The organism is Brachybacterium huguangmaarense, from assembly GCF_025725725.1.
In the GTDB taxonomy this organism is placed as follows: Bacteria; Actinomycetota; Actinomycetes; order Actinomycetales; family Dermabacteraceae; genus Brachybacterium; species Brachybacterium huguangmaarense.
Window position 1 is genome coordinate 1,616,420 of sequence record NZ_CP107020.1, and the last position, 25,326, is coordinate 1,641,745.

24 protein-coding genes are annotated in these 25,326 nt (G+C 73.6%); 10 read left to right on the forward strand and 14 right to left on the reverse strand.

Going from position 1 to position 25,326, the window contains the following annotated elements; all coding sequences use genetic code 11:
* The first annotated feature begins 109 nt into the window (after positions 1–109).
* Together selA and selB are read left to right on the forward strand one after the other, a co-directional pair.
* A complete protein-coding gene (gene selA, locus BRM3_RS07205; RefSeq protein ID WP_263595421.1) occupies positions 110–1,393 on the forward strand; it encodes an L-seryl-tRNA(Sec) selenium transferase in 1,284 nt (427 codons plus the stop codon).
* Positions 1,393–3,183, forward strand: coding sequence for a selenocysteine-specific translation elongation factor (selB, locus tag BRM3_RS07210; RefSeq protein ID WP_263592657.1), 1,791 nt, complete (start codon positions 1,393–1,395; stop codon positions 3,181–3,183). Before selA ends, selB begins: the two co-directional genes overlap by 1 nt.
* 6 nt (positions 3,184–3,189) lie before the next feature.
* On the opposite strand, the gene valS is transcribed toward selB, so the two are convergent.
* The gene (gene valS / locus BRM3_RS07215; RefSeq protein ID WP_263592658.1) at positions 3,190–5,865 is read right to left on the reverse strand and encodes a valine--tRNA ligase; all 2,676 of its coding nucleotides are present in this window, start codon (positions 5,863–5,865) and stop codon (positions 3,190–3,192) included.
* 106 nt (positions 5,866–5,971) lie between these two features.
* On the opposite strand from valS, the gene BRM3_RS07220 reads away from it, so the two are divergent.
* Positions 5,972–6,853: a metallophosphoesterase family protein gene (locus BRM3_RS07220; RefSeq protein ID WP_263592659.1), complete on the forward strand. Its 882-nt coding sequence runs from the start codon at positions 5,972–5,974 to the stop codon at positions 6,851–6,853.
* An 80-nt stretch (positions 6,854–6,933) separates the two neighbouring features.
* Here the strand turns inward: BRM3_RS07220 and BRM3_RS07225 are convergent, their stop codons facing one another.
* From BRM3_RS07225 to BRM3_RS07255, 7 genes are all read right to left on the reverse strand, one after another.
* A complete protein-coding gene (locus BRM3_RS07225; protein ID WP_263592660.1) occupies positions 6,934–7,992 on the reverse strand; it encodes a lipoate--protein ligase family protein in 1,059 nt (352 codons plus the stop codon).
* A 50-nt stretch (positions 7,993–8,042) separates the two neighbouring features.
* The gene (locus tag BRM3_RS07230) at positions 8,043–9,311 is read right to left on the reverse strand and encodes a hypothetical protein (RefSeq protein WP_263592661.1); all 1,269 of its coding nucleotides are present in this window, start codon (positions 9,309–9,311) and stop codon (positions 8,043–8,045) included.
* Positions 9,312–9,402: 91 nt separating this feature from the next.
* Complete coding sequence (locus BRM3_RS07235; protein WP_263592662.1) at positions 9,403–10,452, reverse strand: erythromycin esterase family protein; 1,050 nt, start codon at positions 10,450–10,452, stop codon at positions 9,403–9,405.
* Positions 10,449–11,447, reverse strand: a complete 999-nt coding sequence (locus tag BRM3_RS07240; protein ID WP_263592663.1) for an ABC transporter ATP-binding protein — start codon at positions 11,445–11,447, stop codon at positions 10,449–10,451. The genes BRM3_RS07235 and BRM3_RS07240 overlap by 4 nt, the downstream gene beginning before the upstream one ends.
* 2 nt (positions 11,448–11,449) lie before the next feature.
* On the reverse strand, positions 11,450–12,301 hold the full coding sequence (locus BRM3_RS07245) for an ABC transporter permease (protein WP_449495108.1): 852 nt from the start codon (positions 12,299–12,301) through the stop codon (positions 11,450–11,452).
* Positions 12,294–13,088, reverse strand: a complete 795-nt coding sequence (locus BRM3_RS07250; protein ID WP_263592664.1) for an ABC transporter permease — start codon at positions 13,086–13,088, stop codon at positions 12,294–12,296. Before BRM3_RS07250 ends, BRM3_RS07245 begins: the two co-directional genes overlap by 8 nt.
* A gap of 77 nt (positions 13,089–13,165) precedes the next feature.
* The gene (locus tag BRM3_RS07255; protein WP_263592665.1) at positions 13,166–13,813 is read right to left on the reverse strand and encodes an endonuclease; all 648 of its coding nucleotides are present in this window, start codon (positions 13,811–13,813) and stop codon (positions 13,166–13,168) included.
* A 108-nt stretch (positions 13,814–13,921) separates the two neighbouring features.
* Here BRM3_RS07255 and BRM3_RS07260 point away from each other — a divergent pair, with 108 nt between their 5' ends.
* The 5 genes from BRM3_RS07260 (at position 13,922) to BRM3_RS07280 (ending at position 18,339) form a co-directional block, all read left to right on the forward strand.
* A complete protein-coding gene (locus tag BRM3_RS07260) occupies positions 13,922–14,323 on the forward strand; it encodes an ArsR/SmtB family transcription factor (protein ID WP_263592666.1) in 402 nt (133 codons plus the stop codon).
* Positions 14,323–15,237 carry a cation diffusion facilitator family transporter gene (locus BRM3_RS07265; RefSeq protein WP_263592667.1) on the forward strand — a complete coding sequence of 305 codons (915 nt, stop codon included), beginning with the start codon at positions 14,323–14,325 and terminating at the stop codon, positions 15,235–15,237. Before BRM3_RS07260 ends, BRM3_RS07265 begins: the two co-directional genes overlap by 1 nt.
* Positions 15,238–15,311: 74 nt before the next feature.
* The gene (locus BRM3_RS07270; protein WP_263592668.1) at positions 15,312–16,091 is read left to right on the forward strand and encodes an SDR family oxidoreductase; all 780 of its coding nucleotides are present in this window, start codon (positions 15,312–15,314) and stop codon (positions 16,089–16,091) included.
* Positions 16,088–17,968 (forward strand): ABC transporter ATP-binding protein, encoded by a 1,881-nt coding sequence (locus BRM3_RS07275; RefSeq protein ID WP_263592669.1) that lies wholly within the window; start codon positions 16,088–16,090, stop codon positions 17,966–17,968. The genes BRM3_RS07270 and BRM3_RS07275 overlap by 4 nt, the downstream gene beginning before the upstream one ends.
* A 137-nt stretch (positions 17,969–18,105) precedes the next feature.
* Positions 18,106–18,339: a hypothetical protein gene (locus tag BRM3_RS07280; protein ID WP_263592670.1), complete on the forward strand. Its 234-nt coding sequence runs from the start codon at positions 18,106–18,108 to the stop codon at positions 18,337–18,339.
* A 23-nt stretch (positions 18,340–18,362) separates the two neighbouring features.
* Here BRM3_RS07280 and BRM3_RS07285 read toward each other — a convergent pair whose 3' ends face one another.
* Positions 18,363–18,635: a 2Fe-2S iron-sulfur cluster-binding protein gene (locus tag BRM3_RS07285; RefSeq protein WP_263592671.1), complete on the reverse strand. Its 273-nt coding sequence runs from the start codon at positions 18,633–18,635 to the stop codon at positions 18,363–18,365.
* Between the two features lie 269 nt (positions 18,636–18,904).
* Here BRM3_RS07285 and BRM3_RS07290 point away from each other — a divergent pair, with 269 nt between their 5' ends.
* Both BRM3_RS07290 and BRM3_RS07295 read left to right on the forward strand, forming a co-directional pair.
* Positions 18,905–19,648, forward strand: a complete 744-nt coding sequence (locus BRM3_RS07290) for a response regulator transcription factor (protein WP_263592672.1) — start codon at positions 18,905–18,907, stop codon at positions 19,646–19,648.
* On the forward strand, positions 19,645–21,120 hold the full coding sequence (locus BRM3_RS07295) for a sensor histidine kinase (RefSeq protein WP_263592673.1): 1,476 nt from the start codon (positions 19,645–19,647) through the stop codon (positions 21,118–21,120). Before BRM3_RS07290 ends, BRM3_RS07295 begins: the two co-directional genes overlap by 4 nt.
* A gap of 586 nt (positions 21,121–21,706) precedes the next feature.
* Here BRM3_RS07295 and BRM3_RS07300 read toward each other — a convergent pair.
* The 5 genes from BRM3_RS07300 to BRM3_RS07320 form a co-directional block, all read right to left on the reverse strand.
* On the reverse strand, positions 21,707–22,267 hold the full coding sequence (locus BRM3_RS07300; protein ID WP_263592674.1) for a hypothetical protein: 561 nt from the start codon (positions 22,265–22,267) through the stop codon (positions 21,707–21,709).
* On the reverse strand, positions 22,264–23,100 hold the full coding sequence (locus BRM3_RS07305) for a DUF3100 domain-containing protein (protein ID WP_263592675.1): 837 nt from the start codon (positions 23,098–23,100) through the stop codon (positions 22,264–22,266). Before BRM3_RS07305 ends, BRM3_RS07300 begins: the two co-directional genes overlap by 4 nt.
* Positions 23,097–24,392, reverse strand: coding sequence for a M20/M25/M40 family metallo-hydrolase (locus BRM3_RS07310; RefSeq protein ID WP_263592676.1), 1,296 nt, complete (start codon positions 24,390–24,392; stop codon positions 23,097–23,099). The genes BRM3_RS07305 and BRM3_RS07310 overlap by 4 nt, the downstream gene beginning before the upstream one ends.
* Positions 24,393–24,533: 141 nt before the next feature.
* Positions 24,534–25,049: a YczE/YyaS/YitT family protein gene (locus BRM3_RS07315; protein WP_263592677.1), complete on the reverse strand. Its 516-nt coding sequence runs from the start codon at positions 25,047–25,049 to the stop codon at positions 24,534–24,536.
* Complete coding sequence (locus tag BRM3_RS07320) at positions 25,046–25,189, reverse strand: hypothetical protein (protein WP_263592678.1); 144 nt, start codon at positions 25,187–25,189, stop codon at positions 25,046–25,048. Before BRM3_RS07320 ends, BRM3_RS07315 begins: the two co-directional genes overlap by 4 nt.
* Positions 25,190–25,326: the final 137 nt, after the last annotated feature.

Sequence of the window (25,326 nt, forward strand, 5' to 3'; positions counted from 1 at the left end):
GCACCCCGACCGTGCCGTCCTCGATCGTGGCGCGCCCGATGATGGCGCGCCCGACCGCGCTGCGCGCGACCGCGCTGCGCGCGACGCCGCCGGCACCGATCCCCGTCGCCTGATCCCGCGCACCGACCGCCTGCTCGCGCTGCCCGCCGTGCGCGCGGCGGCAGCCGCCATGAGCGAGCGGGTCGTGCGCGGCGTGGTCCGCGCCGTCCAGGACGAGGCCCGCAGCGGTCGCCTCGCCCCCGAGGAGGTCGAGGCCCGCGTGCTCGCGGCCCTCGGCTCGCGCACGCCCTCGTCCCTGCGGCCCGTGCTCAACGCGACCGGCGTCATCGTGCACACGAACCTCGGACGCGCCCCCCTCTCGGAGGCGGCCCGCCGTGCCCTCGCCGACGCCGCCGGCTACGCCGACGTCGAGTTCGACCTGGGCAGCGGGACCCGCAGCCGCCGCGGCGCCGGCGCCCGCGCGGCCCTGCTCGCGGCGTGTCCCGAGGCCGAGGACGCCCTCGTCGTCAACAACGGCGCCGCCGCCCTGCTGCTCGCCGTGACCGTCCTCGCCGCCGGGCGCGAGGTCGTGCTCAGCCGCGGCGAGATGATCGAGATCGGTGCCGGCTTCCGCCTGCCCGACCTGATCGCCTCCACGGGTGCGCGTGTACGCGAGGTCGGCACCACCAACCGCACGCATCCCGACGACTACGCCGACGCCCTCGGCGCCGACACGGGCTGCGTGCTCAAGATCCACGCGAGCAACTACCGCATCTCCGGCTTCACGTCCGAGGTCCCCGTCGCCGCCCTGCGCGCCCTGTGCGACGAGCGCGGGACGCCGCTCGTCGCCGACCTCGGCAGCGGCCTGCTGTGCCCCGATCCGGTACTGCCCGAGGAGCCCGACCTCGCGGGCGCCCTGCGCGACGGCGCCGACCTCGTGATCGCGAGCGGGGACAAGCTGCTCGGCGGCCCCCAGGCGGGCCTGCTGCTCGGGCGCGCCGAGGCGATCGCCCGCTGCGCGCGTCACCCCCTCGCACGCGCCCTGCGCGCCGACAAGCTGGCCCTCGCCGCGCTCGAGGCGACCCTGACCGGCCCGGAGGCCCCCGTCCCCGCGGCCCTACACGCCGACCCCGACGTGCTGCGCGAGCGCACCGCCCGGGTCGCGGCGGCGCTCGGCGCCGAGGTGGTCGCCCACGACGGCCGCGTCGGCGGGGGAGGGGGCGCCGAGGTGCCCCTCCCGGGCTGGGCCGTGTCCCTGCCCGAGGACCTCGCCGCCCCGCTGCGCGCCGGCACCCCCGCCGTCGTCGCGACCGTGCGCGACGGCGCATGCCTCGTGGACCTGCGCTGCATCCCCGAGCAGGACGAGCAGGCGCTCGTCGACGCCGTGCGCAGCGCCCGCACGACGGTGCGCTGATGCACGTCGTCGCCACCGCCGGGCACGTCGACCACGGCAAGTCCACCCTGATCCGCGCCCTGACCGGCATCGAGACCGACCGCTGGGCCGAGGAGCGCCGCCGCGGCCTGACCATCGACCTCGGCTTCGCGTGGACCGCCCTGCCCTCGGGCCGCGAGGTCTCGTTCGTCGACGTCCCGGGCCACGAGCGCTTCTTGTCCAACACCCTCGCGGGCCTCGGCCCCGCCCCGATCGTCTGCTTCGTGGTCGCGGCTGACGAAGGGTGGCGCGCCCAGTCCGCCGATCATCGCGACGCCGTGGCCGCGCTCGGCATCGACCGCGGGCTGATCGTGCTCACGCGCGCCGACCGCACCGACGAGGACCGGCGCGCCGAGGTGACCGCCCAGGTCCGCCGCGAGCTCGCGCGGACGGGGCTCGCCGTCGCCCCCGTGGTCGCCGTCTCCGCCGTCACGGGTGAGGGCATGGACGCGCTGCGCGTGGCGCTCGATGCGGTCCTGGCGCAGACGCCCACCCCGGACGCCGCGACACGCCGACGGCTGTGGATCGACCGGGCGTTCACCATCTCCGGCGCCGGCACGGTCGTGACCGGCACCCTGGGGGCTGGCACGCTGCGCCGCGGCGACCGCCTGCGGCTCGTCGGCGCCGAGCTCGATGCCCAGGTCGCCGTGCGCGGGCTGCAGAGCCGCGAGGAGAGCGTCGAGGAGCTGTCCCCGGTGGCGCGTGCCGCGGTCAACCTGCGCGGTGTGCCCGCCGACCGGATCGGACGCGGCGACGCCCTCGTCGACGCCGATGCCTGGCACCTGACCGACACCGTCGACGTGCGCCGTGCCACCGGTGATGGCGCAGCGTCCCTGCCCGAGCAGGCGGTCGCCCACATCGGGACCGCGGCGGTCCCGGTCCACGTGCGCCCCTTCGATGACGAGCACGCCCGGCTCGTCCTCGCCCGGGCGCTGCCGCTCGCGGTGGCGGACCGGCTCGTGCTGCGCGGCAGCGGCGCGCATGCCGTGCTCGGCGGCGTGCACGTGCTCGACGTCGACCCGCCCGGCCTCGACCGTCGCGGGGACGGGCGTCGTCGTGCCGCGACCCTCGCCGCGATGCCATGGAGAGGGGACGCCGCCGTCGAGGTGGCCCGGCGCGGCGCGATGCGTGAGAGCGAGCTGCGCCGCTTCGGCGTGGGCATCCCCGAGCCGCTGCCCGCGACGCTGTGCCGCCGAGGTGCGTGGCTGGTGGCGACCGAGACCCTCGCGCGCTGGCGTGACGAGCTCGGGAAGGCCGTCGACCGGGTGCACCGCGAGCAGCCGCTCGCGCCCGGGCTTACGCGCGGCGCGGCCCTGACCCTGCTCGGTCTGCCCGATCCCGCACTCCTGGACGCCGTGGTCTCCGAGGCCTCCCTCGTCGCCGACGACGGGCATCTGCGCTCGCCCGGCGCGGCGAGGGGCCTCGGCGCCGCGGAGACGAGCATCGCGGTGCTCGAGGAGCGCCTCGGGCGCTCGCCGTTCGACGCGCCCGAGGCGGATGACCTCGCGGCCCTCGGGCTCGGCGCCCGCGAGCTCGCCGCCGCGGCCCGGCAGGGCCGGGTGCTCCGCCTCGACGACGGCGTCGTGCTCCTGCCCACGGCGCCCGCGCTCGCGATGCGCGAGCTCGCGGCGCTCGATCAGCCGTTCACGACGAGCGCCGCCCGGCGGGCGCTCGGCACCACCCGGCGGGTCGCGATCCCGCTGCTCGAGCACCTCGACGCCCGGGGCTGGACCAGACGCCTCGACGGCAGCAGCCGCGAGGTGGTCCGCTGAGGTGTCTCAGCGGCGCGGCTGCTTGACCGGCGGCTCGCCGAGCTCGACCTCGGAGGCGGTCACGCCGTCGACCTCGGCCCCCGTGAGGGTGAGGTCCTCGATGCGACCGAGCGCCACGAGGTCGGAGCGTCCGGCCTCGGCGTGCTCCACCCGGCCGGCGGGGACCGTCAGCACGGCCCGCAGGATCGGGGTCTTCTGGGACACCTTCGCATCCGACTTGAGGCGGCGCACCGCGATCACGAGGTCGGACAGGGTGCCCAGGAGCGCGGCCTCGGTGCCCGCGGCGGCCTCGCGCAGCGGCGCGGCCTCGGGCCAGGGCTGGGTGTGTACCGAGCCCTCGCGCCACCACGACCAGACCTCCTCGGTCGCGAACACGATGACGGGCGCGAACAGGCGCAGCAGCACGTCGAGGGTGATCGCGAGCGCGGCCCGCGCGGACGCCGCGCCGGCCTCGCCCGCCTGGCCGTGGGCCCGGTCCTTGACCAGCTCGATGTAGTCGTCGCAGAACGTCCAGAAGAAGGGCTCGGTCACCTCGAGGGCGCGCGCGTAGTCCATGTCGTCCATCGCGGTCGTCGCGGCGTCCACCACGTCGGCGAGCGACGCCAGGAGCGAGCGGTCCACCGCCTCGGTGACGGCGGCCGGGTCCGCGGCGAGGCGGCCGGCCGGATCGGCCGGGGCCGCGCCGAAGCCGAGCGCGAACTTCGAGGCGTTGAGGATCTTGATGGCCAGGCGACGCCCGATCTTCATCTGGCCCTCGTCGAACGCCGTGTCGACGCCCTGGCGGGCACGGCCGGCCCAGTAGCGCACGCCGTCCGAGCCGTGCTGGTGCAGCAGTCCGATGGGCGTGACCACGTTGCCCTTGGACTTCGACATCTTCTTGCGGTCGGGATCGAGGATCCAGCCGTTGATCGACGCATGGTGCCAGGGCAGCGAGTCCTGCTGCAGGTGGGAGCGCACGATCGTCGAGAACAGCCAGGTGCGGATGATGTCGTGGCCCTGCGGGCGCAGGTCCATCGGGAACACCTTGGAGAACAGCTCGGCGTCGCCGTTCCAGCCGCCCGCGAGCTGCGGGGTGAGCGAGGACGTGGCCCACGTGTCGAGGATGTCGGGGTCGGCGACGAAGCCCCCCGGCTGGTTGCGCCGGGTCTCGTCGTAGCCGTCGGGCGCGTCGATGGTCGGGTCGACGGGCAGGCGCTCGAGGCTCGGGGTGAGCACGGTGTCGTAGTCCGTCTCGCCGCCCTCGTCCACCGCGTACCAGATCGGGAACGGCACGCCGAAGAAGCGCTGGCGCGAGATCAGCCAGTCGCCCGCGAGGCCCTCCACCCAGTTGCGGTAGCGCGCCTCCATGTAGGCGGGGTGCCACGTGATCTCGCGGCCGCGCTCGATGAGCGCGTCGCGCAGGCCGCCGGAGGAGGTGTCCCGGCCGCCGTTGGTGAGATACCACTGGCGCGAGGAGACGTACTCGAGCGGCTTGTCGCCGTTCTCGTAGAACTTCACGGGATGGGTGATCCGGCGGATCTCGCCCACGAGGTCCCCGGACTCGGTCAGCATCTCCACGATGCGCCTCTGGGCGCTGAACACGGTGAGGCCCGCGAGCTCCGCGTAGGCCTGCCGGCCCGCCTCCGTGGCGATCCACGGGGTCTCGGGGATGAAGCGGCCGTCGCGGCCGATCACCGTGCGGGTCGGCAGCTGCAGCTCGCGCCACCAGGTCACGTCGTTCGCGTCGCCGAAGGTGCAGATCATGGCGATGCCCGCGCCCTTGTCGGCCTGGGCGAGCGGATGGGCGTGGACCGGCACCTCGACGCCGAACAGGGGCGAGGTCACCGTGGTGCCCAGCAGGTGCTGGTAGCGCTCGTCGTCGGGGTGGGCCACGAGGGCCACGCACGCGGGCAGCAGCTCGGGCCGGGTGGTCTCGATGAACACCGTGTCCCCCGAGCCGTCGGTGCGGGTAAACCCGATCCGGTGGTAGGCGCCGTCGCGCTCGCGGTCCTCCTGCTCGGCCTGGGCCACGGCGGTGCGGTAGGTGACGTCCCACATCGTGGGGGCCTCGGACTGGTAGGCCTGCCCGGCCTGCAGGTTCTCGAGGAACGCGCGCTGGCTCGTGGCGCGCGAGTGCGCGTTGATGGTCTGGTAGCCGTGGTTCCAGTCGACCGACAGGCCCAGGGTGCGGAAGACCTCCTCGAACGACTTCTCGTCGATCTCGGTGAGCTTCTCGCACAGCTCGATGAAGTTGCGCCGGGAGATCGGCAGCTGGTTGGCGGCCTTGGCGGTCTTGTTGTCGCCGCCCTCCTGCGGGGGCGTGAAGTCCGGGTCGTATGGCAGCGAGGGGTCGCAGCGCACGCCGTAGTAGTTCTGCACCCGGCGCTCGGTGGGCAGGCCGTTGTCGTCCCAGCCCAGGGGGTAGAACACGTTCTTGCCGCGCATGCGCTGGTAGCGCACGATCATGTCGGCCTGGGAGTAGCCGAACACGTGGCCGATGTGCAGCGAGCCGGACGCGGTCGGCGGCGGGGTGTCGACCGAGAACACCTGCTCGCGCGTCGTGTCCTCCTCGAACGCGTAGACCTGGGACTCGCTCCAGGCGCGGTCCCACTTGCCCTCGAGGCCGTCGAGGGACGGCTTGTCGGGGATCGGCGAGGCGGCAGGGTCGATGCCGGGGTCGGGGCGCACGGAGGTGTCGGTCATGGGGGCCATTGTTCCAGGCAGGGCCACGGCGTGCACGCCGCCGCCGTGTGGGCCCGGTCGCCCTCGTGCACGGCCGGCGGGCCCGTCGCGCCCTACGCTGAGAGCCATGGCCCCCTACCGCCTCGCCGTCCTCTCCGATGTCCATGGCGACGTCACCGCCCTGCGCGCCGTGCTCGACGACGCGGCCGCGCGCGACGTCGACGCGATCGTGAACCTCGGCGACGTGGTCGGCAAGGGGCCCCGCGGCTCCGAGGCCGTGCGCCTGACCCGCGAGCGCTGCCTGGTCACCGTACGCGGCAACTGGGAGGCCTACGTGGCGGGGCCCGGTGAGCCGTACACCGAGGCGGTCGCGTGGTGGCGCGCCGAGCTCACGGACGCGGACCGCGCCTGGCTCACGTCGCGGCCCGCCGCGATCGACCTGCTCCTGAGCGGGCGGCGGATCCGGCTGCTGCACGCCTCGGCCACGGACGAGTTCACGCGCCTGCGCTTCCACCACGACCACGAGCAGTTCCTCGCGATGTTCGCCAACACGCCGTTCACCGCCGACGCCGTGGTCCTCGGCGTCCACGGGGTGCGCGAGGCGGGCGCCAGGGCCGGGGCCGAGGTCGGGGCCCGGGCCGAGGCCGGGGCCGGGCTGCCGGGGGCCTGGGCGAGCCGCGGCGTGACCCCGACCCTCGTCGTCTACGGCGACATCCACGACGCCTATCTCGAGACCGTGGACTCCCTGACGCTCCTCAACGTGGGCAGCGCCGGCAACCCGCTCGACGAGCCGCACGCCGCGTACGCGATCCTCGAGGGCGAGCTCGACGGCGCCTCCGACGCCCCGTTCTCGATCCAGCACGTGCGCGTGCCCTTCGACGTCGAGGCCGAGATCGCGGTGGCGCGCGAGCGCGGCATGCCGGAGCTCGAGCCCTACGCGAGCGAGCTGCGGACCGCGGTCCACCGGGGGCGGCACGTCCGCGGCGCGGCGGAGGGCTCGGCGGGCTGAGGGGGCGACAGAGAGGTGACGCGCGCGGGGACGGCGGCCCGGCGGCCTGGCGCCCTTCGCGGGGGAGGGCCGCGGCCGTCTCACGGCACCCGGTTGGTCCACTCCGGCGTCGAGAACTTCGTGGCGACGAGCTCGCGGGCCGCGGCGAGCTCACCCTCGGTGTACGTCGACTCGCGGGTCGTGTAGCGCGAGCGGAAGAAGTCGAGGAAGCTGTCGATGATCGTCTGGCGCGCCATCCCGGTCTGCGACCGCATCGGGTCCACCCTCTTGTCGGCGCTGCGGGTGCCCTTGTCCGAGAGCTTCTCCTTGCCCATGCGCAGCACCTCGCCCATCTTCACGGCGTCGATGCTGTAGCTCATGGTCACGTGGTGCAGCACGACGCCCTCGGCGAAGCGGCGCTGCGCGGCCCCGCCGATCTTGCCCTGGTCCGAGGCGATGTCGTTGAGCGGGACGTAGCGTGCGCTGACCCCGATCTCGGCGAGAGCCCCCATCACCCAGTCGTCGAGGTAGGCGTAGGACTGCTCGAACGTCAGGCCCTCCACGAGGGAGGTCGGGACCACGAGCGAGTACGTGATGCAGTTGCCGGGCTCCATGAACATCGCCCCGCCGCCCGTGATGCGGCGCACCACGTCGATGCCGTGGCGGGCCGCGCCCTGGGCGTCGATCTCGTTCATCACGCTCTGGTACGAGCCGATCACGACGAGCGGGGAGTCCCAGTCCCAGATCCGGAACACCGGGCGGCGGCGGCCCGTGGCGACCTCGTGGGGGAGGACCTCGTCGAGGGCGACGTGCATGATGGGCGGCATCGTGACCGGGCCGATCACGTCGAACTCGAGGTCGTCCCAGCTCGAGGCGTGGCCGAGCGCGCGGCGCGCCGCGACCGCGACGGCCTCGGCGTCGAAGCCGATCAGCTGGACCGGCTCACCGCGCGCCTCGAGGCGCTCGGTGATGGCGCGGGAGAGCACCGCGGCGGTCGCGTCGACGCCCTGGCCGACGATCGCGGCGTCGATGTCCTCGAGGGCGTCGTCGGGTTCGAGGAAGAAGTCGCCGAACACGTGGGCGGAGGTGACCGTCTCGCCGTCGGACTCGACCTCGACCGAGACGAGCTTGCCGCCCCGGACCTTGAACTCTCCCCGCATGCCGGGCTCTCCTTCGTCGATGGATGTGCGCCCTCGAGGATAGGCCGGTCTCAGGGCTTGGTCGCGAGCGAGCGCAGGGCGCCGTGCACGTCGCGCACGAGGTCCTCGGCGGTGTCCTTCTTGCCGGCCTGGACGATGTAGGTCTTGCCGTCGTACTCGCGGGTCACGCGCGGCAGCAGCGTCTTCCACGTGTGCGAGCCGCCGATCGAGACGAGGAAGGTCCCGGCCTTCGGGTCGGCGGGGTAGGACACGCGCACCGCGAGCCGGTCGGCCTCGAGGTCGGGCTGGTTGCGGGCCGCGAGGGGGAAGCCGGCGCCCTCGAGCAGGCGCGGGTCGAACACCTCCCACAGCAGCGAGCGCACGTCCTCGATGTCGCCCGAGGCGCGGGTGCCGATGAAGTCGCCGATCGCGGGCGCGTAGTCGGGGTCGGCGCGCCAGTGCTCGCCGGCCGCGATCGCCCGCAGGCGCCGGACGGCCCGGTCGCGGGACTCGTCGTCGACGAGGCCGCCGATGTTGAGGGCGATCGAACGGGTGGGCCGCGAGCCCACCAGCCAGATCGGCGTGGAGTCCTCGACGGGGCCGAACTCCGCGCCGAGCTGGTCGCCGCTCGCGCCCACATGGAGCCACGCGCCGCGGCGGCGCCGGCTCGCGCTGAAGCGCACCGGCCGGCCGAACAGCTCGTGGCCCACGAGACGCATGGTGTCCAGGAAGGAGCGGAACTCCGTCGTGAGGTCCTCGTCGAGCAGGAGGCGAGGGGAGACCGGCCGGAACACCGAGAGCGGCCCGGCGTCCTCGCCGTACTCGCCCAGGACCTGCCAGAACGCGGCGCGCTTGGCGTCCGCCGAGGCCATCTTCCGCGCGAGCTTGGCCCACGTGACCGTGACCAGCCGGTCGTCGTCGCAGCTCAGGTCGGGCTTGTCGGCCTTGGCGGTCACGAGCACGAGGCGGCTCGCGGGCGACGGGGCGAGGTCCGCGAGCAGGCGCGAGACCTGGTCGCCGTCGACCCCGGTGTCGACCTTGGCGAGGATCGCGACCTGCGCGGGCGCCTCGCCGGCGTCGAGCTCGGCGACGAGGTCGAAGGCTCCGCTCGTGCGCGAGGAGACGCGGAAGCCCTGGACGCTCCCGCTCGTCTTGGCGATGCCGTCGACGAAGTGCGCACGTGCCTTGGAGCTCATGAGCACGTACTCGAGCATGCGGCGGCCGAGCGCCTCGCGCCGGCTGCGGCGCTCGCCGATCTCGGGGTTCTCCTGTCCGGTGCGGGCCACGCGGTCGTAGGCGTAGGAGATCATGCGGCCGATGGACATGTCGGTCGGGGCCATGCGCGTTCCTCTCGTCGGTCCGGTCCCGGGCCGCGGGCGGCGACCGGGAATCCGTCTGCGACCAGGGTAGTCGGCGATGCTCGCGGTCTCATTACCGTGCGGCTCGGGGTCGTGCGACGTCCGCGCTGCTGCGGGGGAGGTAGGCAAGGGCGGCGAAGTCGGCGGCGGGCCGCTCGATGGTCCAGCAGGTCTCGTCCGCACGATGCGCGGTGTCCACGCGCCAGCCCACGAAACGCCGCGGCCCGGGATGGGCGAAGCGGTCGGTGAGCACGAGCGGGGAGCCGGCGCGGGCCAGGGCGTGCTCGGTGCAGCGGGCGCCGAGCGGCGGCAGCTCCACGTCGGTGTACTCGGGGCCGCTCGAGGGGTCGACCGCGCGGCATCGTCCCGGGCCGCACAGGATGCCCACCCCGGCGTAGCGGGCGCCCAGGCGGTCGGACAGCACCTGCCCGAGGGAGGGGCCGCCGAAGAAGTCCGGGTTGGTCGCGATGTGCTCGTTGTGCGCCCAGAGCACGGTCAGCCCGTCGGCGGGCAGGTGCTCGAGCAGGGTGGAGGCCATGTGGACGTCCCGGCGGTGCAGGCGGGCGAGGTCCGGCTCGAGCTCATAGGCGTCCACGTAGCGGGCGAGCTGGCGGCCGAGCGCCGCGGCCACGGGGTCGTCGCCCTCGCCGAGGCGTGCCCCGAGCGCGATCGCCTCGTGCTTGTCGTGCTCGGACAGCTCCTGCTGCGCGGCGAGCGCCCGCACGACGGGCGGGTCGATGCCGCGGTCGGCGAGCGCGCTGGCCGCGAGGTGGGGCCGTCGGATGTCGACCCCCACGAAGCACACCCTCCGGTCGGGCGGGACCGACAGGTTGTGCCGCTGGAGGGCGCGCAGCCCCGACACGATCGTGGCGGTGTCCCACAGCCGTCCGCTCGTCGCCCAGGGCACGGTCACGTCGCCGCCCTCCCGCAGCACCCGGTCGACCTCCTGCCCGATCGAGTGCTCGAGCTCCCACGCGAGGCTCGTCAGGACGCCGCGGCGCGCGAGGTCGAGGATGACCTCCCACTTCCAGGCGAAGGCCTCCGCCGTGCCGTGCGTGGGCTCGCCCAGACCGAGCACGCCCGGGGCGGCCACGAGATCGGCGAGCCGGCCCGCGACGGTCATCGGGAGGACCCGCGCGCGTAGATCTGCCGGACGAGGTCCTCGATCGCGGGCTCGGCGAGGGAGAGGTCGGTGACGTCGGCCTGGGCCGAGAGGTGGGAGAGCAGGGCGGGCACCGTCAGCTCGGCGCCCGAGAAGCGGATGCGGTGGCGGATCCCGTCGGCCTCCACGGCGGTCTCCTCGGCCCCGGCCGGGACCGTGAGGGCCGCGAGCGGCGCGGCGAGGTCGACGATGAGCTCGCGCGGGGCGCCGAGCGCGCCGCGGAACCCCGCGAGCGCCCCGTCGTAGGCGATGGTCCCCGCGTTGACGACGACGAGGCGCTCGCACAGGCGCTCGACGTCGCTCATGTCGTGCGTGGTCAGGAACAGCGTGGTGCCGCGCTCGGCGCGGTCCTCGCGCAGGAAGCGGCGCAGGCCCTCCTTGGAGACCATGTCGAGGCCGATGGTGGGCTCGTCGAGGATCACGAGGGCGGGGGAGTGCAGGAGGGCCGCCGCGACCTCGCCGCGCATGCGCTGGCCGAGCGAGAGCTGACGCACGGGCCGCTCGAGGAACGGGCTGAGGTCCAGGCCGTCGACGAGCCGGGCCAGGCGCGCGTCGCGCGCGGCGTCGCTCAGGCGGTGCATCGCGGCGAGGATCCGGTAGGACTCGCGCAGCGGCAGGTCCCACCACAGCTGGGAGCGCTGCCCGAAGACCACGCCGATCTCGCGCGCGAGATGGCGCCGCTCGGGCACGGGCGCGCGGCCCAGCACGCGGACCTCGCCGCTCGTGGGCTGCAGGATGCCCGTCATCATCTTGATGGTCGTCGACTTGCCGGCCCCGTTGGCGCCGACGAAGCCGACGGCCTCGCCGCGCCCGAGGGTGAGCGTCACGTCGTCGACCGCGCGCACGAGCGTGCGCCGCCGTCGCCGCGAGCCCTCCTGCCGGGCCCGCACCGCGTAGTCGCGGCGCAGATGCCGCAGCTCGACCGCGGGCTGCTCGGTCCGATCGGATCCGGCCATGCTCATCCTCCTGCTCCGGTGTAGTGGCGGATCCCGGCCCGCCAGGCGAGCGCCGCGAGCACCCAGGCGAGCACCGCCGCCGGGGCCCCGAGCCAGCCGGCCGCGGTGGGGATCAGGGCCGGCCCGGGCAGGTCCAGGAGCGCGAGGGCGGGCGCGTAGGCGACGAGCGTGGCCGGGATGACGAAGGTGAAGAAGGCGCGCATCGGCAGCGTGAAGACCGCCCCGGGCGTGGTCGAGACGTAGTTGCCCCCGTAGGTGAAGGCGTTCGCGAACTCGCGGCCGTCGACCAGCCAGAACTGGAGGGCGCCGGCCAGGGTGAGCAGGGCCGTGAAGATCGCCGCCCCGGCCAGCGGGGCGATCACGGCGAGCAGCAGGTGCGCCGCGGTGGGGTCGAAGCCGGCGAGGCCGAGCGCGACGACGTACATCGCCAGGCCCACGCCGATCCGCCCCAGGCGGCGCAGGGACATGTCCAGGCTCGAGATCTGCAGGAGCATCGGCACCGGGCGCACGAGCAGCGTCTCGAGCCTGCCGGACCGGATGTAGGTCGACAGGCCGTCGATCTCCCCGAGCACGAGGTCGGCGAGGCCGAACGCGAGCGAGCCGAGCCCGTAGACGACGGCGACCTGCGGGAGGTCCATCCCGCCGAGCACGCCCACCTGGGCGAGGATCACCCACAGCTCGAGGAACTCGGTGGCGACGATGAGCACCTGGCCGGCGATGTCGGCGAGGAAGCTGGTGCGGAACGCGGCCTGGGAGCGGATGCGCGAGCCGTACAGGGTGCGCACCATGCGCCACGTGCTCACCGGGCGGTCGCGCCGGTCCGCCCCGGCCCGGGCCGCGGATCCGTCAGCCACCCTGCACCTCCAGGGCCCGGACGCCGCCGCGCAGCATCGCCCAGGCCGCGGCGCCGAGGACGGCGATCCACACGAGCTGCACGCCGATCGCGCCGAGCGCCTCGAGGGGCGCCACGCGCCCCGAGAGGGTGTCGATGGGCGTCTGGATCATCGACGGGAACGGCGTCATGCGGCTCAGCGCGAGCAGCCAGTCCGGGAACCACCAGATGGGGATGAGGAATCCCGACAGGAGGTTCATGACGGCGTTGTAGACGATCGAGAGGCCGCGCGTCTCGACGAGCCAGAAGGCCGCGAGGTTGACGAGGATGTCCGCGGCGAAGGAGACGGTGATCGCGAGCAGCAGGGCCACGAGCCCGAGCGGGATCGACCAGAGGCTGGCGGGCACGGCGAGCCCGGTGACGAGGCCGCCGATCACGAGCGGCGGCAGCCCGCGCGCGAGCACGAGGAAGCCGGCGCGGCCGAGCTTCTGGGCGTAGAACACCGCGAGCAGATCGGCGGGGCGCAGCAGGTCCACGGCGACGTCGCCCTGATGGATGCGCTGTGCCAGCTCGCGCGTGCCGAACGCCTCGATGGGCGCGAGCAGCGCCTGCCCCAGCCAGACGTAGGTGGCGGCCTGGAGCGCGTCGTAGCCGCGCAGCTCGCCCCCGGCCGTGCCGATCGCGGCGAGCATGATCGAGGCGCGGATGAACCCGAAGATCGTGTTGGTGAAGACCCCGGCGGCGGTCGCGGTGCGATAGGTCGAGTACTGCCGGAAGGCCGCGGCGGCGATCCTGCGGTATCCGAGCACTCGCGAGAGCGTAGTGGCCCGCGGCGCCGGGCACAACGGTGCGGATCCGGGCGGCGACGATCGGCCACCAGCCCGGATCAGCCCTCCTGCAGCAGCTCGGGGTCGCGCGCCACGCGGACGAGCGCGGCGCACAGCGAGGACAGGTCGTCACCCTCGACGAGCCCGGCCAGGCCGTCGGCGTCCTCGGGCAGGTGCGCGAGGCGGGCGCCCCGGAGCACGAGGGCATCGGCGTACGGGCGCACGCCCGGCCACACCGCCTGGACCTCGCGCAGGAAGATGTCGGCTCCGGTGGGGCCGATGCCCGTGAACTCCTGGAGCAGCGACGCGATGCGCGAGGGCTCTCCGTCAGCCTCGTCGCGCAGCGCGCGCAGGTCCCCGTGCCAGCGGTCGAGCAGGAGGGCGGCGGCGTCGTCGAGGCGCGTCGCGGTCGACTCGTCGTAGCGGCGGTAGCCGCCGCGTCCCAGGGCGTCGACCCGCTCCTGCCAGGTCGAGTCCCGCAGGTGTTCGAGCGTGGTCCAGCCCGCGCGCGTGAGCTCGCGGGCGGTCGCGACGGCGATGTCCGAGCTGATCCGGGTCGACAGCAGCAGGGACAGCACGAGCAGCTCCCACAGGGGGGAGGGCGTGTCCTTGAGCCTGATCTCGGCATCGGCGGCGAACGTCGTGCCGTGCTCCGTCACGAGACGGCGGGCGGTCTCCTGCTGGGCGGACGAGGTGCTGGAAGCCATGTCCCCACGCTAGGCCCGGCGGCGCCGGGCGGGCCATGCCCCTGGACCGCCCGGTCGGGACGCACCGGCGCTCTTGTCGCGATGCCGAGGGAGGCCTAACCTGAACATATGAACAGTTCTTCAGGTGTGCTCGCGGCGAGCCGTACGGGCGCGGCAGGTGACGGCCGGGATCCGGTCGCGCCGGAGCACCCCGCGCTCGACGACGCGGCCGAGATCTTCTCGCTGCTCGGCGACCCGGCCCGCCTGCGGCTGCTCGTCGCGCTGAGCGGCGCCGACCTGTGCGTGCACGACCTGGCCCGGATCACCGGGCACTCGGCATCGGCCACCTCCCATGCCCTCAAGCTGCTGCGCGCCCACCGCGTCGTCGCCGCCCGGCGGGAGGGCCGCCACGTCATCTACAGCCTCGACGACCCGCACGTGCGCGAGCTGATCGAGGTGGCGCTCGCCCATGCGGGGCACGTCGAGCTGGCCCACCCGGAACGGCGCGGCCGCGGGGGCGGTGACGTCTGATGGGGCACACGCACGGCTCCGCGGGCCCGGAGAGCGCGGCGGGTCGCCACCGCGTCCGGCTCGCGCTCGCCGTCGCCCTCATCGCCGCGTTCTTCGTGGTCGAGCTCGTGACCGCGTTCGTGTCGGGCTCGCTCGCGCTGCTCTCGGACGCGGGCCACATGGCCGCCGACGTCGTCACCCTCGGCGCCGCCCTCACGGCCACGGTGGTGGCCGCACGGCCCGACCGCACCGGTCGCCGCAGCTTCGGCAACTACCGGCTCGAGGTCTTCGCTTCGCTGCTCGCCGTCCTCGTGATGATCGGCGTGGCCGTGTACGTGGTCCTCGAGGCGGTCGCGCGCCTGCTCGCGCCGGGAGACGTCGCGATCGCCTCGACCCCGATGCTCGTGGTCGGCGTGCTCGGGCTGCTCGTGAACCTCGCCGTCATGCTCGTGCTGCGCGAGGGCTCGCGCGAGAGCCTCAACGTCAAGGGCGCCTACCTCGAGGTGGTCGCCGACACCGCCGGCTCCGTCGGGGTCGTGGCCGCCGCGATCCTCCTGGCCCTGACCGGCTGGTCGCTGTTCGACACGATCGTGGCCCTGGGCGTCGGCGTCTTCGTGGCGGTGCGCGCGGTGCTCCTGGGCCGCGAGGTGCTCGCCGTGCTGAGCCAGTCCACGCCCGCGGGCATCGACCCCGCCGCGGTGCGCGCCGATCTCGCGGCCGTCGAGGGCGTGGTCGAGGTCCACGACCTGCACCTGTGGACCCTCACCTCGGGCATGGACGTCGCGAGCGCGCATCTCGTGATGGTCCCCGGCGCCGACCAGCACGCCGTGCTCGACCGGGCGCAGGACGTGCTGCGCGAGGGCTACGGGCTCGAGCACGCGACCCTCCAGGTCGAGCCCGCCGACCACGCGGACTGCCACCGCATCACCTGGTGAGGCGCGCCCTGCCGGGCCCTCTCGCGCCTCCTGTCGTGCCCCTCGCCGCCGTCGCGCGCGACTACTCTGGCGCCATGTCCGCAGCCGCCGCCCCCGCCCCGCTCACCGCCGTCGTCACCGGCGCCTCCTCCGGCATCGGCCGTGCCACCGCCCGTCGCCTCGCCGCCGACGGCTGGCGCGTGCTGGCCGTCGCCCGCCGCGAGGACCGCCTGGCCTCCCTCGCCGCCGAGACCGGGTGCCTGACGCACGCCGTCGACGTCACCTCCGACAGCTCCGTGGCCGGCCTGGTCGATCGCGTCGACGAGCTGTTCGGCGGCTCCCTGAACGCCGTGGTCAACATCGCGGGCGGCGCGCTGGGCACCGAACGGATCGAGGACGCCGACATCGAGCAGTGGCGCGCGATGTACGAGACCAACGTGCTCGGCACCCTGCGCGTGACCCGCGCCCTCCTGCCCGCGCTGCGCGCCTCCGGCCGCGGCGACGTGCTCGTGCTGTCCTCGACCGCGGCGGACGCCGCCTACGAGGGCGGCGGCGGGTACAACGCCGCCAAGGCCGGCGAGCGCATGATCGCGGGGGCCCTGCGCCTCGAGCTCAACGGCGAGCGGATCCGCGTCATCGAGATCGCCCCCGGCATGGTGCGCACCGAGGAGTTCTCCCTCGTGCGCCTCGGCGGCGACCGGGCGGCGGCCGACCGGGTCTACGACGGCGTCGAGCAGCCGCTCACGGCCGAGGACTGCGCCGACGTCATCGCGTACGCCCTGGGCGCGCCTCACCACGTCAACCTCGACCTCGTGACCGTGCGCCCGCTCGCGCAGGCGGCCCAGCACAAGGTCGCGCGGGGCGCCGGTCTGTGACCGTCGGGGGGATCGGCGCCGGCCATGGCGCGGGCGGCAGAGCACGGCTCGACCCCGACGAGATGCGCCTCGCGCCCGGCCAGCACGCCGACGTGCGTCGTGTGCTGGGCCTGTTCGCGCCCTACCGCGGGCGCATCGCCGTGGTGCTCGCCCTCATCGCGCTCGGCGCCGCGACCGGCGTCGTCTCCCCGTTCCTGGTGCGCGCGATCGTCGACCAGGCCCTGCCCGACCGCCGGCTCGACCTGCTGGCCGCCTGCGTCGGCGGGCTGGTCGCGGTCACCGTCGTCTCCACCGCCCTGAACGTCACCCAGTCGATGGTCTCGACCCGCGTGGGCCAGGCCGTCATGCACGACCTGCGGGTCGACGTGTACGGCCACCTGCAGCGCATGGGGCTCGGGTTCTTCACCCGCACCCGGACCGGCGAGGTCCAGTCCCGCATCTTCTCCGACATCGGCTCGATGCAGGCCGTGGTCACGTCGGTCATGACGCAGATCGTCTCGGCGCTCGCCGGCATCGTGATGGCGCTCGTCGCGATGATCGCGATGGACTGGCGCCTGACGCTGTTCTCCCTCGTCGCGACGCCGCTCGCGGTGTGGATGAACCGGCGCGTGGGCACCCGCCGCCGCGCGATCGTCAAGACCCGCCAGGAGAAGTCCGCCGACCTCGCCGCCGGGATCCAGGAGTCCCTCTCGGTCTCGGGGATCCTGCTGTCGACGACCATGGGCCGCACCCAGGCCCTGACCGACCGCTTCGCCCGCGACTCACGCGAGCTCGCCGACCTCGAGGTCTCCTCCGAGATGGCCGGCCGCTGGAACGTGGCCGTGTTCAGCTCCCTGATGGCCATCATCCCGGCGCTCACCTATCTGCTGGGCGGCTATCTGCTCGTGGGCGGCGACCGCTCGATCACGATCGGCACGCTCGTCGCGTTCATCGCCCTGCAGTCCTCGCTCATGCCGCAGCTCAACGGCCTGCTGCGCGTCTCCAACCAGATCAGCGCGTCCCTGGCCCTGTTCACGCGCGTGTTCGAGTACATCGACGCCCCCGTCACGATCGCCGACCGACCCGGTGCGCTCGAGCTGGACCCCCGCGCCGTCGCCGGCACGGTCGCCTTCGACCACGTGTCCTTCGCCTACCCCGGCTCGGAGGAGCTCACGCTCGCCGACCTCGACCTGGTGGCGCCCGCGGGCCGGCACACCGCGCTGGTCGGGCACACCGGCTCGGGCAAGACCACGACGGCGTACCTGGTCGCCCGTCTGTACGACCCCACGTCGGGAGCCGTCACCCTGGACGGCCACGACCTGCGCGACGTCACGATGACCTCGCTTGCGGCGTGCGTCGGCCTCGTGAGCCAGGAGACCTACCTGCTGCACGCCACGATCGCCGAGAACCTGCGCTTCGCCGCTCCCGAGGCGACGGACGAGGAGCTCGTCGCGGCGTGCCGCATCGCGCAGATCCACGACCACATCGCCTCCCTGCCCGAGGGATACCGGACGCTCGTGGGGGAGCGCGGCTACCGGTTCTCGGGCGGGGAGAAGCAGCGCATCGCCCTGGCCCGCACGATCCTGCGCGACCCGCCGATCCTGCTGCTCGACGAGGCCACGAGCGCCCTGGACGTGCGCACCGAGCGGGCCATGAGCGAGGCGCTCGAGACGCTCGGGCAGGGGCGCACCGTCATCTCGATCGCCCATCGCCTCTCGACGATCCGCAGCGCGGACCAGATCATCGTGATGCGCCACGGGCGCATCGTCGAGCGCGGCACCTACGCCGAGCTGCTCGAGGCGGGCGGCGACTTCGCCCAGCTGGTCGCGCAGTCCGAGGACTCGGGCCCCGGCGCGTCGCTGGCCCCCGCCGACGCCGCGCATCCTCCGGTGCGCTGAGACCCCCACCTGGGGAGGGGTGCGCCGGGACGGGATCAGACCCTGGTGGGGGCTCGTTCATCCCCCGGGTTGATCCGTCGTGAGCCCGTCCACGGGAGAGTGGAGTCATCGATGCGACCGGCAGAGAGGACGATCCGATGACCACCACGACCCACGCACCGCGATCCATGGGGACGCGCTCGCCGTCCGGCACCCGGAGCACCGAGGGGCGGCCCGCCGTGCTGATCACGGCCCTGCTCGTGGCCGCCGCCCTCGTCTTCGTCGTGCTGCTGTGGGGGCCGGCGCTGTCCGCGGCGGTGTCGATCCCGCTCGCGCTCGCCGCGATCGGCATCGTGATCGCCGGCTGGGTGGTCGCGGGGCCCCGTGAGTGACGCGGGCCGCCGCCGACGTGGTCTCAGACGTCGATCTCGATCTCGCCGACGCCGCGTGAGACGCACGTGATCATGTTCGTCTCCTTCTCGTCGTCCATGAGGAACTCGTCGAGGTGCTCGACCTCGCCGGAGACGAGGGGCACGATGCATGTGCCGCACACGCCGCCCTCGCACGAATAGTCCATCGGCACTCCGGCGTCGAGCAGGGCTTGGAGCAGCGACTGCCCCTCCTCGACCTCGACGGTCTTGCCCGACTTCAGGCACTTCGCGGTGAACGGCTCACCGAACAGCGACATCCCGGATCCTCCTTATGAGAACGGCCCGTCTCCGTCGGGCGCGTGCCCGTCCAGCATGTCACGCCCTCCGGGTCGACCGCGCGTGATCCCCACCTCAAGTGAGGTGAACCTAACCTAGGCGAGGCGGCCGTGCTCGGCCCCCGCTGTGCGCCGCGCATCGGCTCCCTGTGAGGACGCTGTCCACGGGCCTGCGGGCGGTCCGGCCGGCGAGGGCGCCCGGTAGTCTCGGCATGCCGCCGATCCTCGCGGCCCGCCGACCAGGAGATCCGATGTCCGAGCGCAGCGCCAACGTCCTCGCCTCCCTGCCGCACCTCGAGCACCCCGACGGCAGCCCCGTGCGGGTGCTCGTCGTCGAGGACGAGCCCACGATCGCCGACCTCCTGCGCTTCCCGCTGCAGATGGTGGGCTGGGACGCCCGCGTGAGCGCCGACGGCCTCGAGGCGGTGCGCGAGGCCCGCGAGTTCCGCCCCGACGTGCTCGTGCTCGACCGCATGCTGCCGGGCATCGACGGGGTCGAGGTGCTGTCGCGGGTCCGTGCGATGCAGCCCGAGATCCCGGTGCTCATGCTCACCGCGATGGACGCGACGGGCGACCGCATCGACGGCCTCGCCGCGGGCGCCGACGACTACGTGACCAAGCCCTTCACGATCGAGGAGGTGCTGCTGCGGCTGCACCGCCTGGTCCAGCGGGCGGGGGTCGCCGCCCAGAGCGCGAACGAGCTCGTCGTCGGCGACCTCGTGATGAACCTCGACACCCACGAGGTCACGCGCGGCGGCGACGAGATCGCGCTGACCGCGACCCAGTACCAGCTGCTGCGCTACCTGATGGAGAACCCCCAGCGGGTGCTGTCGAAGGCGCAGATCCTCGACGCCGTGTGGAACTACGACTTCGGCGGCCAGGCCAACATCGTCGAGCTGTACATCTCCTACCTGCGCAAGCGCATCGACGTGGGCCGCGAGCCCATGATCCACACGGTCCGCGGCGCGGGCTACGTGCTCAAGCCCGCCGTATGAGCCCCTCGCCGGCCGCGGCGCCCCGGCGGGTGTCGCTGCGCACGACGCTCGTGGCCCTGCTGCTGACGACGGTGGCCGTCCTGTGCCTCGTGATCGTCGGCGTCACCCACCTCTCGGTCCAGCGGCAGCTGTCCGAGCAGCTCGACGCGCAGCTCTCGCGGGCGGCGTCCCGCGCCGACGTGCCCGTCCCGGACCAGCAGAGCCCGTCCTCCCCGTCCGGCGCGAGCGACCTGCAGGGCCCCGGCGGCGGCGAGGGGGAGCTCTCGCTGCGCCTCGACGGCGGCACCGTGACGGAGGCGTCCTGGCGTGACGTGTCCGGGACCGTGCGGTCCCTCGACGCGGCCGACCAGGAGGTCCTGAGGGCGGTCCCCGTGAGCTCGACGAGCGGGCCCCTCCACGGCACGGACGTCGAGCTGTCCATCGGGCATTACCGGGTGCTCGCCCACGAGGGCCGGTCGGGGCAGACGATCGTCACGGGGCTGCCGTCCGACCAGATGCGCTCGACCCTGGGCCGGCTCGACCTCACCCTCGTGCTCGCGAGCCTGGGCGCGCTCCTCGTCGCCGGGGTCGCCGGCTCCCTCATCGTGCGCCGCACCCTGCGACCGCTCGAGGACGTCGCGCGCATCGCCTCGGACGTCGCCACGATGCCGCTCGAGACGGGGAGCGTGACCCTCGCCGAGCGCGCGCCCGACGAGGCCACCCGCTCGGGCCGCGAGGTCCACGACGTGTCGCGCGCGCTCAACCGGCTGCTTGACAACGTCGAGGGGGCCCTCGACACGCGTCACCGCAGCGAGGAGCGCATGCGCCGGTTCATCGCCGACGCCTCCCACGAGCTGCGCACGCCGCTCACCTCGATCCGCGGGTACACCGAGATGCTGCGGCTGACGGAGGACCTGAGCGATCGCGGACGCCAGAGCGTCGACCGGCTCGACGCCCAGTCGCGCCGCATGACGTCCCTCGTCGAGGACCTGCTGCTGCTCGCGCGCCTCGACGACGGCGCCCCCCGCGCCGACGAGGAGGTCGACCTGGGCGAGGTGGTCGTCGAGGCGGCGCTCGACGCGCAGGTCACGGCCCGCGGGCACGTGTGGGAGCTCGAGGTGCCCGACGAGCCGGTGCTCGTGCGCGGCGATGCCCGTCAGCTGACCCAGGTGGTCGTGAACCTGCTGTCCAACGCGCACAAGCACACGCCGGCGGGCACCACGGTGCACATCGCGCTCGCGCGCGCGGACGCGGACACGGCGCAGCTCACGGTGCGCGACGACGGGCCCGGCATCGCCCCCGAGCTGCTCGGGGAGGTGTTCGGACGCTTCACGCGCGCCGACGCGGCCCGATCGGGCACCGACGCCACCACCGGTCTGGGCCTGCCCATCGTGCAGGCGATCGCCCGCGCCCACGGCGGCAGCATCGATGTCGAGTCGCGGCCGGGGCGCACCGTGTTCACCGGCCGCCTGCCGCTCGTGCACGCGGAGTAGGGCCTGGGCCCGGGTTGCGGGCCCAGGCCCGGGGTGCGGGGCGGGTCGGAGGTGCGGCTTGGGACCCGGGGTGCGGGGCGGCCGGAGGCGCTGACGGGGCCTGGGGTGCTGAGCGGGTCGGAGGTGTGGCCTGAGCCTTCGGGATGCGGAGCGGGCCGGAGGTGTGGCCTGGGCCCCGAGGTGCGGGACGGCCCGAGGTGCCGACGGGGCCCGGGGTGCGGGCGGATCCGGGGGCGCGTGTCGCGGAAGGGACGCTGGTGACGTGCACTGGCGATATCGCCACAGCATGTCGCCAGCGTCCCGTGCGCGACCAACCCCTCGGGTTCACCGGCTCTCCGCAGCACCCAGCGCCGTCCGCCCCCCGGCACGACTGTGCGCCGAGGGGTCATGCCTGCCGCCACGTCCGGCCGCCGGAAGACGCGGGCCGGCGTCTCGGCCACCGACCGGCGCGGCCGACCTCCCCGACCGGTGCGACCGGCGCGGCCGACCTCCCTGACCCGTGCAACCGGCGCGGCCGCCTTCACCGACCGGTACGATCGACCTCGCCCACCAGCGCGGCCGACCTCCCCGACCGGCGCGACCGGCCTCAGCGACCGGAGACGAAGAGGCCGAACTGGGCGAGCAGCGCCGATCCCGTGTAGGTGCCGATGAACACGAAGACCGTCGTGATCGCGACCTTCCACGAAGTCTTCGAGAGGTCCACGAGGCGATCCGCGACGCTCACCCCGGCGAAGGCGAGGACAGGCGTGGTGAGCGACAGGAAGTCGACGGCGCCGATCGCGTCGACGAAGCCGCTCCACGCGAGGCACGAGAACAGCGAGACGAGCGAGACCCAGCCCAGGACGGGGAAGTCCTTGAGCACCGGGACGCGGCTGAGGGTCATGAGGTCGCCGACCACGATCCCGGCGAGCGAGAACAGCCACAGGGACCCCAGGCCGCCGAGCGTGAGCGGGGAGATCGGCGTCGAGCCCGGGTCGACCCACAGCTTCACCTGCTGGGTGAACAGCACGAGGGCGATGGACAGCAGCAGCACCGCCGCGAAGGTCCCGTAGCGCCGGGCGGTGAAGGGACGCGGCGGCGCGGCCTCGTCGGCCGTCGTCGAGGGCGGCTCGGTCGCGGTCGCGGTGCGCGGGTCGGAGGCGGTCACAGTCGGTCCTTCCCGCGCATGAACAGGTTGTACATCAGCCGCTGGAGCGGCGCCGCCAGGAAGACCATCGTGTAGGTCCCGATGAAGCTCGTCAGCAGCTGGCTCGCCGCGGCGTAGGAGACGATCGTGTCCTGCTGCTCGGGCACCTGCGCGGCGAGCGTCGACGAGGCGGCCGTCATCATCGACGCCGAGCCCATGCCCGAGGCGATCGCGAGCGAGCGCACGTCGAAGCCGAGACCCAGCAGCAGCGGGGCGAAGAAGGAGAAGAAGACGGCGCCGAGCAGGGTGCCGATCAGATAGATGGAGAGGATCCCGCGACCGGGGTCGGAGTCCAGCCCGTACTTCTCGGAGATGTAGGCGAGCTCGCCCTCGCGGCCGAGGCCCAGGGTCGAGCCGATCGCGTGACGGCGCAGGCCGAGCGCGAGCGCCACCGGGAGGCCGAGCACCACGGTGCCCAGGTTCCCGAGCTCCTGCAGCAGGAACACCCAGCCGATCGAGAGGATCTCCCCGAGGCGCGGCGCCACGTCGGCGCCGTAGCGGGCCATGAGCGGAAGCATGACGATGATCAGGAACGACGACGAGAACGTCACGTTGCGCCGGGAGTAGACCCGTCGCAGGATCCCCTTCCGCCAGGCGGGGATGCCCAGGAGCATCGTGATGAGGACCGCGAAGACCAGCGGGAGCACGGTGATCGTGACGTCGGACGTGATCGGGATCGCGCGGATCCCGATGCCCTCGGAGATCGCGATGACCACGACGACGAGGGCGATCAGCAGCGCCATGTCGAGGACGGGGCTGGAGCGGCGCGCCGCAGGCGCGGTGGTGGCGGTCACGACTTCTCCTTCCCGTGGGCGCCGGCGGGCACGGGGGCGATGGTTGCCACCGCCTCGACGTACTCGGCGAAGGATCGGCGGTACGGCGGCTCGGGCAGGTGCTCGCCCATGCGCAGCAGGCCGCGGACGAGCAGCCGCGGCACCGCGATGAGCACGGTCTCGGGGTCGATCAGGGCGAAGTCCTTGCCGTGGATCGTGCCCTCGAAGCCCCCGTAGGAGAGTTGCACGGTCGGCATCATGAACGAGAGGTCGCCGGCGTCGCCCGCGGCGGCGATCGCCCCGCGATCGTCGATCAGGCAGGTGAGGTGCGAGTCCTGCTCGAAGGCCTCCCGGAACGCGCCGTTCATCGCACGGTCCTGGTTCAGCGGGAGGTAGCCCATCTCGGTGGTCACGTGGGCGGTGCCCCCGAGGGCGGCCGCGCAGCCGTGCGCGGCGCGGTCCACCCGCGAGGCGATCTCGGTGAGGTAGTCGAGGTCGCTCGAGCGGACGTCGGTGCCGACGCGGGCCCGATGGGGGATCACGTTGGTGGTCATGTCGGTCGAGGGGATCACCGGGTTCATCCGCACCAGGACGTCCTCGCGCACCTGCTGGCGCCCCAGCCCGAGCGCGGTCGTGAACAGGGTGGCCATCGAGTAGGCGTTGGTGCCGCTGAACGGGTCGAGCCCGGCGTGCGAGGCGGAGCCCTCGAACTCGATCGTCTTGTACAGGAAGCCGGCCAGGCCGCAGTCGATCTCGACGGTGGGCTCGGGCAGGCGGCCGCCGATGGCGTGCAGGCACACCGCGGCGTCGATGTCGTCGAACACTCCGAGCATCATCGCCTCGGGCTTGCCGCCGAACCACGTGATCTCGCCCCGGTCGCGCATGTCCGCGCGGGTGGCGAGGTCCACGAACTCCTCGGCGGGCACGAACACGAAGCTCAGGTCGACGCTCGCCTCGCGCCACGCCCCCGTGCTCACGAGGTGCGCGAAGGCCGCCAGGGCGATGCCCGTCTGGGTGTGGTGGCCGCACGCGTGCACCGCGCCCGTCTCGGGATCGGCGTCGGGATGGGCTGGCGAGATCACCGCGTCCAGCTCGGCGACGACGGCGATGCGTCGATGCGCGGGATCGGAGGAGGGGAGGTCGACCTTGAGGCCGGTGGTCGAGAAGCGCTCGATCGGCAGGCCCTCGCCGTGCCGCGTGAGGAACTCCTCGACGGCGCGGGAGGTGCGGTGCTCGCGGTAGCCGAGCTCGGGATGCCGCCAGAGGTCGTCGACCAGCTCGCGGACCTCGGGGAAGATCTCGTCGAATGTCATGGGGGAGAGGGCTTTCGGAGGGGACACGTCGGCAGGGGCCGACCCGCGGGGCGCGCGGCGCGGGGGCCGGCACGCCGTCGGGACCTCCAGCACCTTACGCGGTTCCCGGGTGCGGGCGCCGGGGCGTCCGCGGGGCGTCGGTCAGGCGCGCTCCTCGGCCCGCTCACCCGTCAGGCGGACGAGCACCGGGCCGTGCACACGCTCGGAGAAGTACTGGATCAGGGAGCCGTTGAAGAACGCGGTCATGACGGTGCCGAAGCCGACGGCGCCGCGGAAGACGACCGCGAGGATCACGAAGAGCACGTCCTGGGGCACTCGCACGCGGCGGTACTCCCAGCGGGTGCGGTCCACGATCATCGGTGCGAGGGCGTCGTAGGGTGCCATGCCCACGTCGGCGGTCATGTAGGCGCTCGCCCCGAAGGCGAACACCACGATCCCGATCGCGAAGAACACCGTCATGCTCAGCAGGGAGCGGTCCTCGGGCAGCGCGGGCCCCAGCAGCGCCGAGAACAGGTCGATCGCGAAGCCCGTGAGCAGCATGTTGAAGATGGATCCGATGCCGATGTAGCGCCGTCCCCAGATCAGCATCGGGATGAAGAGGACCACGTTGCTGAGCAGCTGGTAGGCGCCCAGGCTCCAGCCGATCTGGTCGCTCACGCCGATGTTGAGCGCCGTGTACGGGTCGACCCGACGCCGCCGACCTGCAGGATCGCGGCACCGAGGCCGATGATGGCGACGCCCACCAGGGAGTATCCGCTACGGATCGTCAGCTGCTTGAGGTCGCGCGTGCGCGCCATGTCCCGCTCCCTGCTCGAGGCGTCCATCGGTGCGGTCCGACCCTATCGGCCCCGGCGCCGTGACCCTGCCCCGCGGGTCCCGGGCGCGGGCGGGAGGCAGTGCTGCATGTCGTGGGCCCGCCGTCGACGGTGGTGGC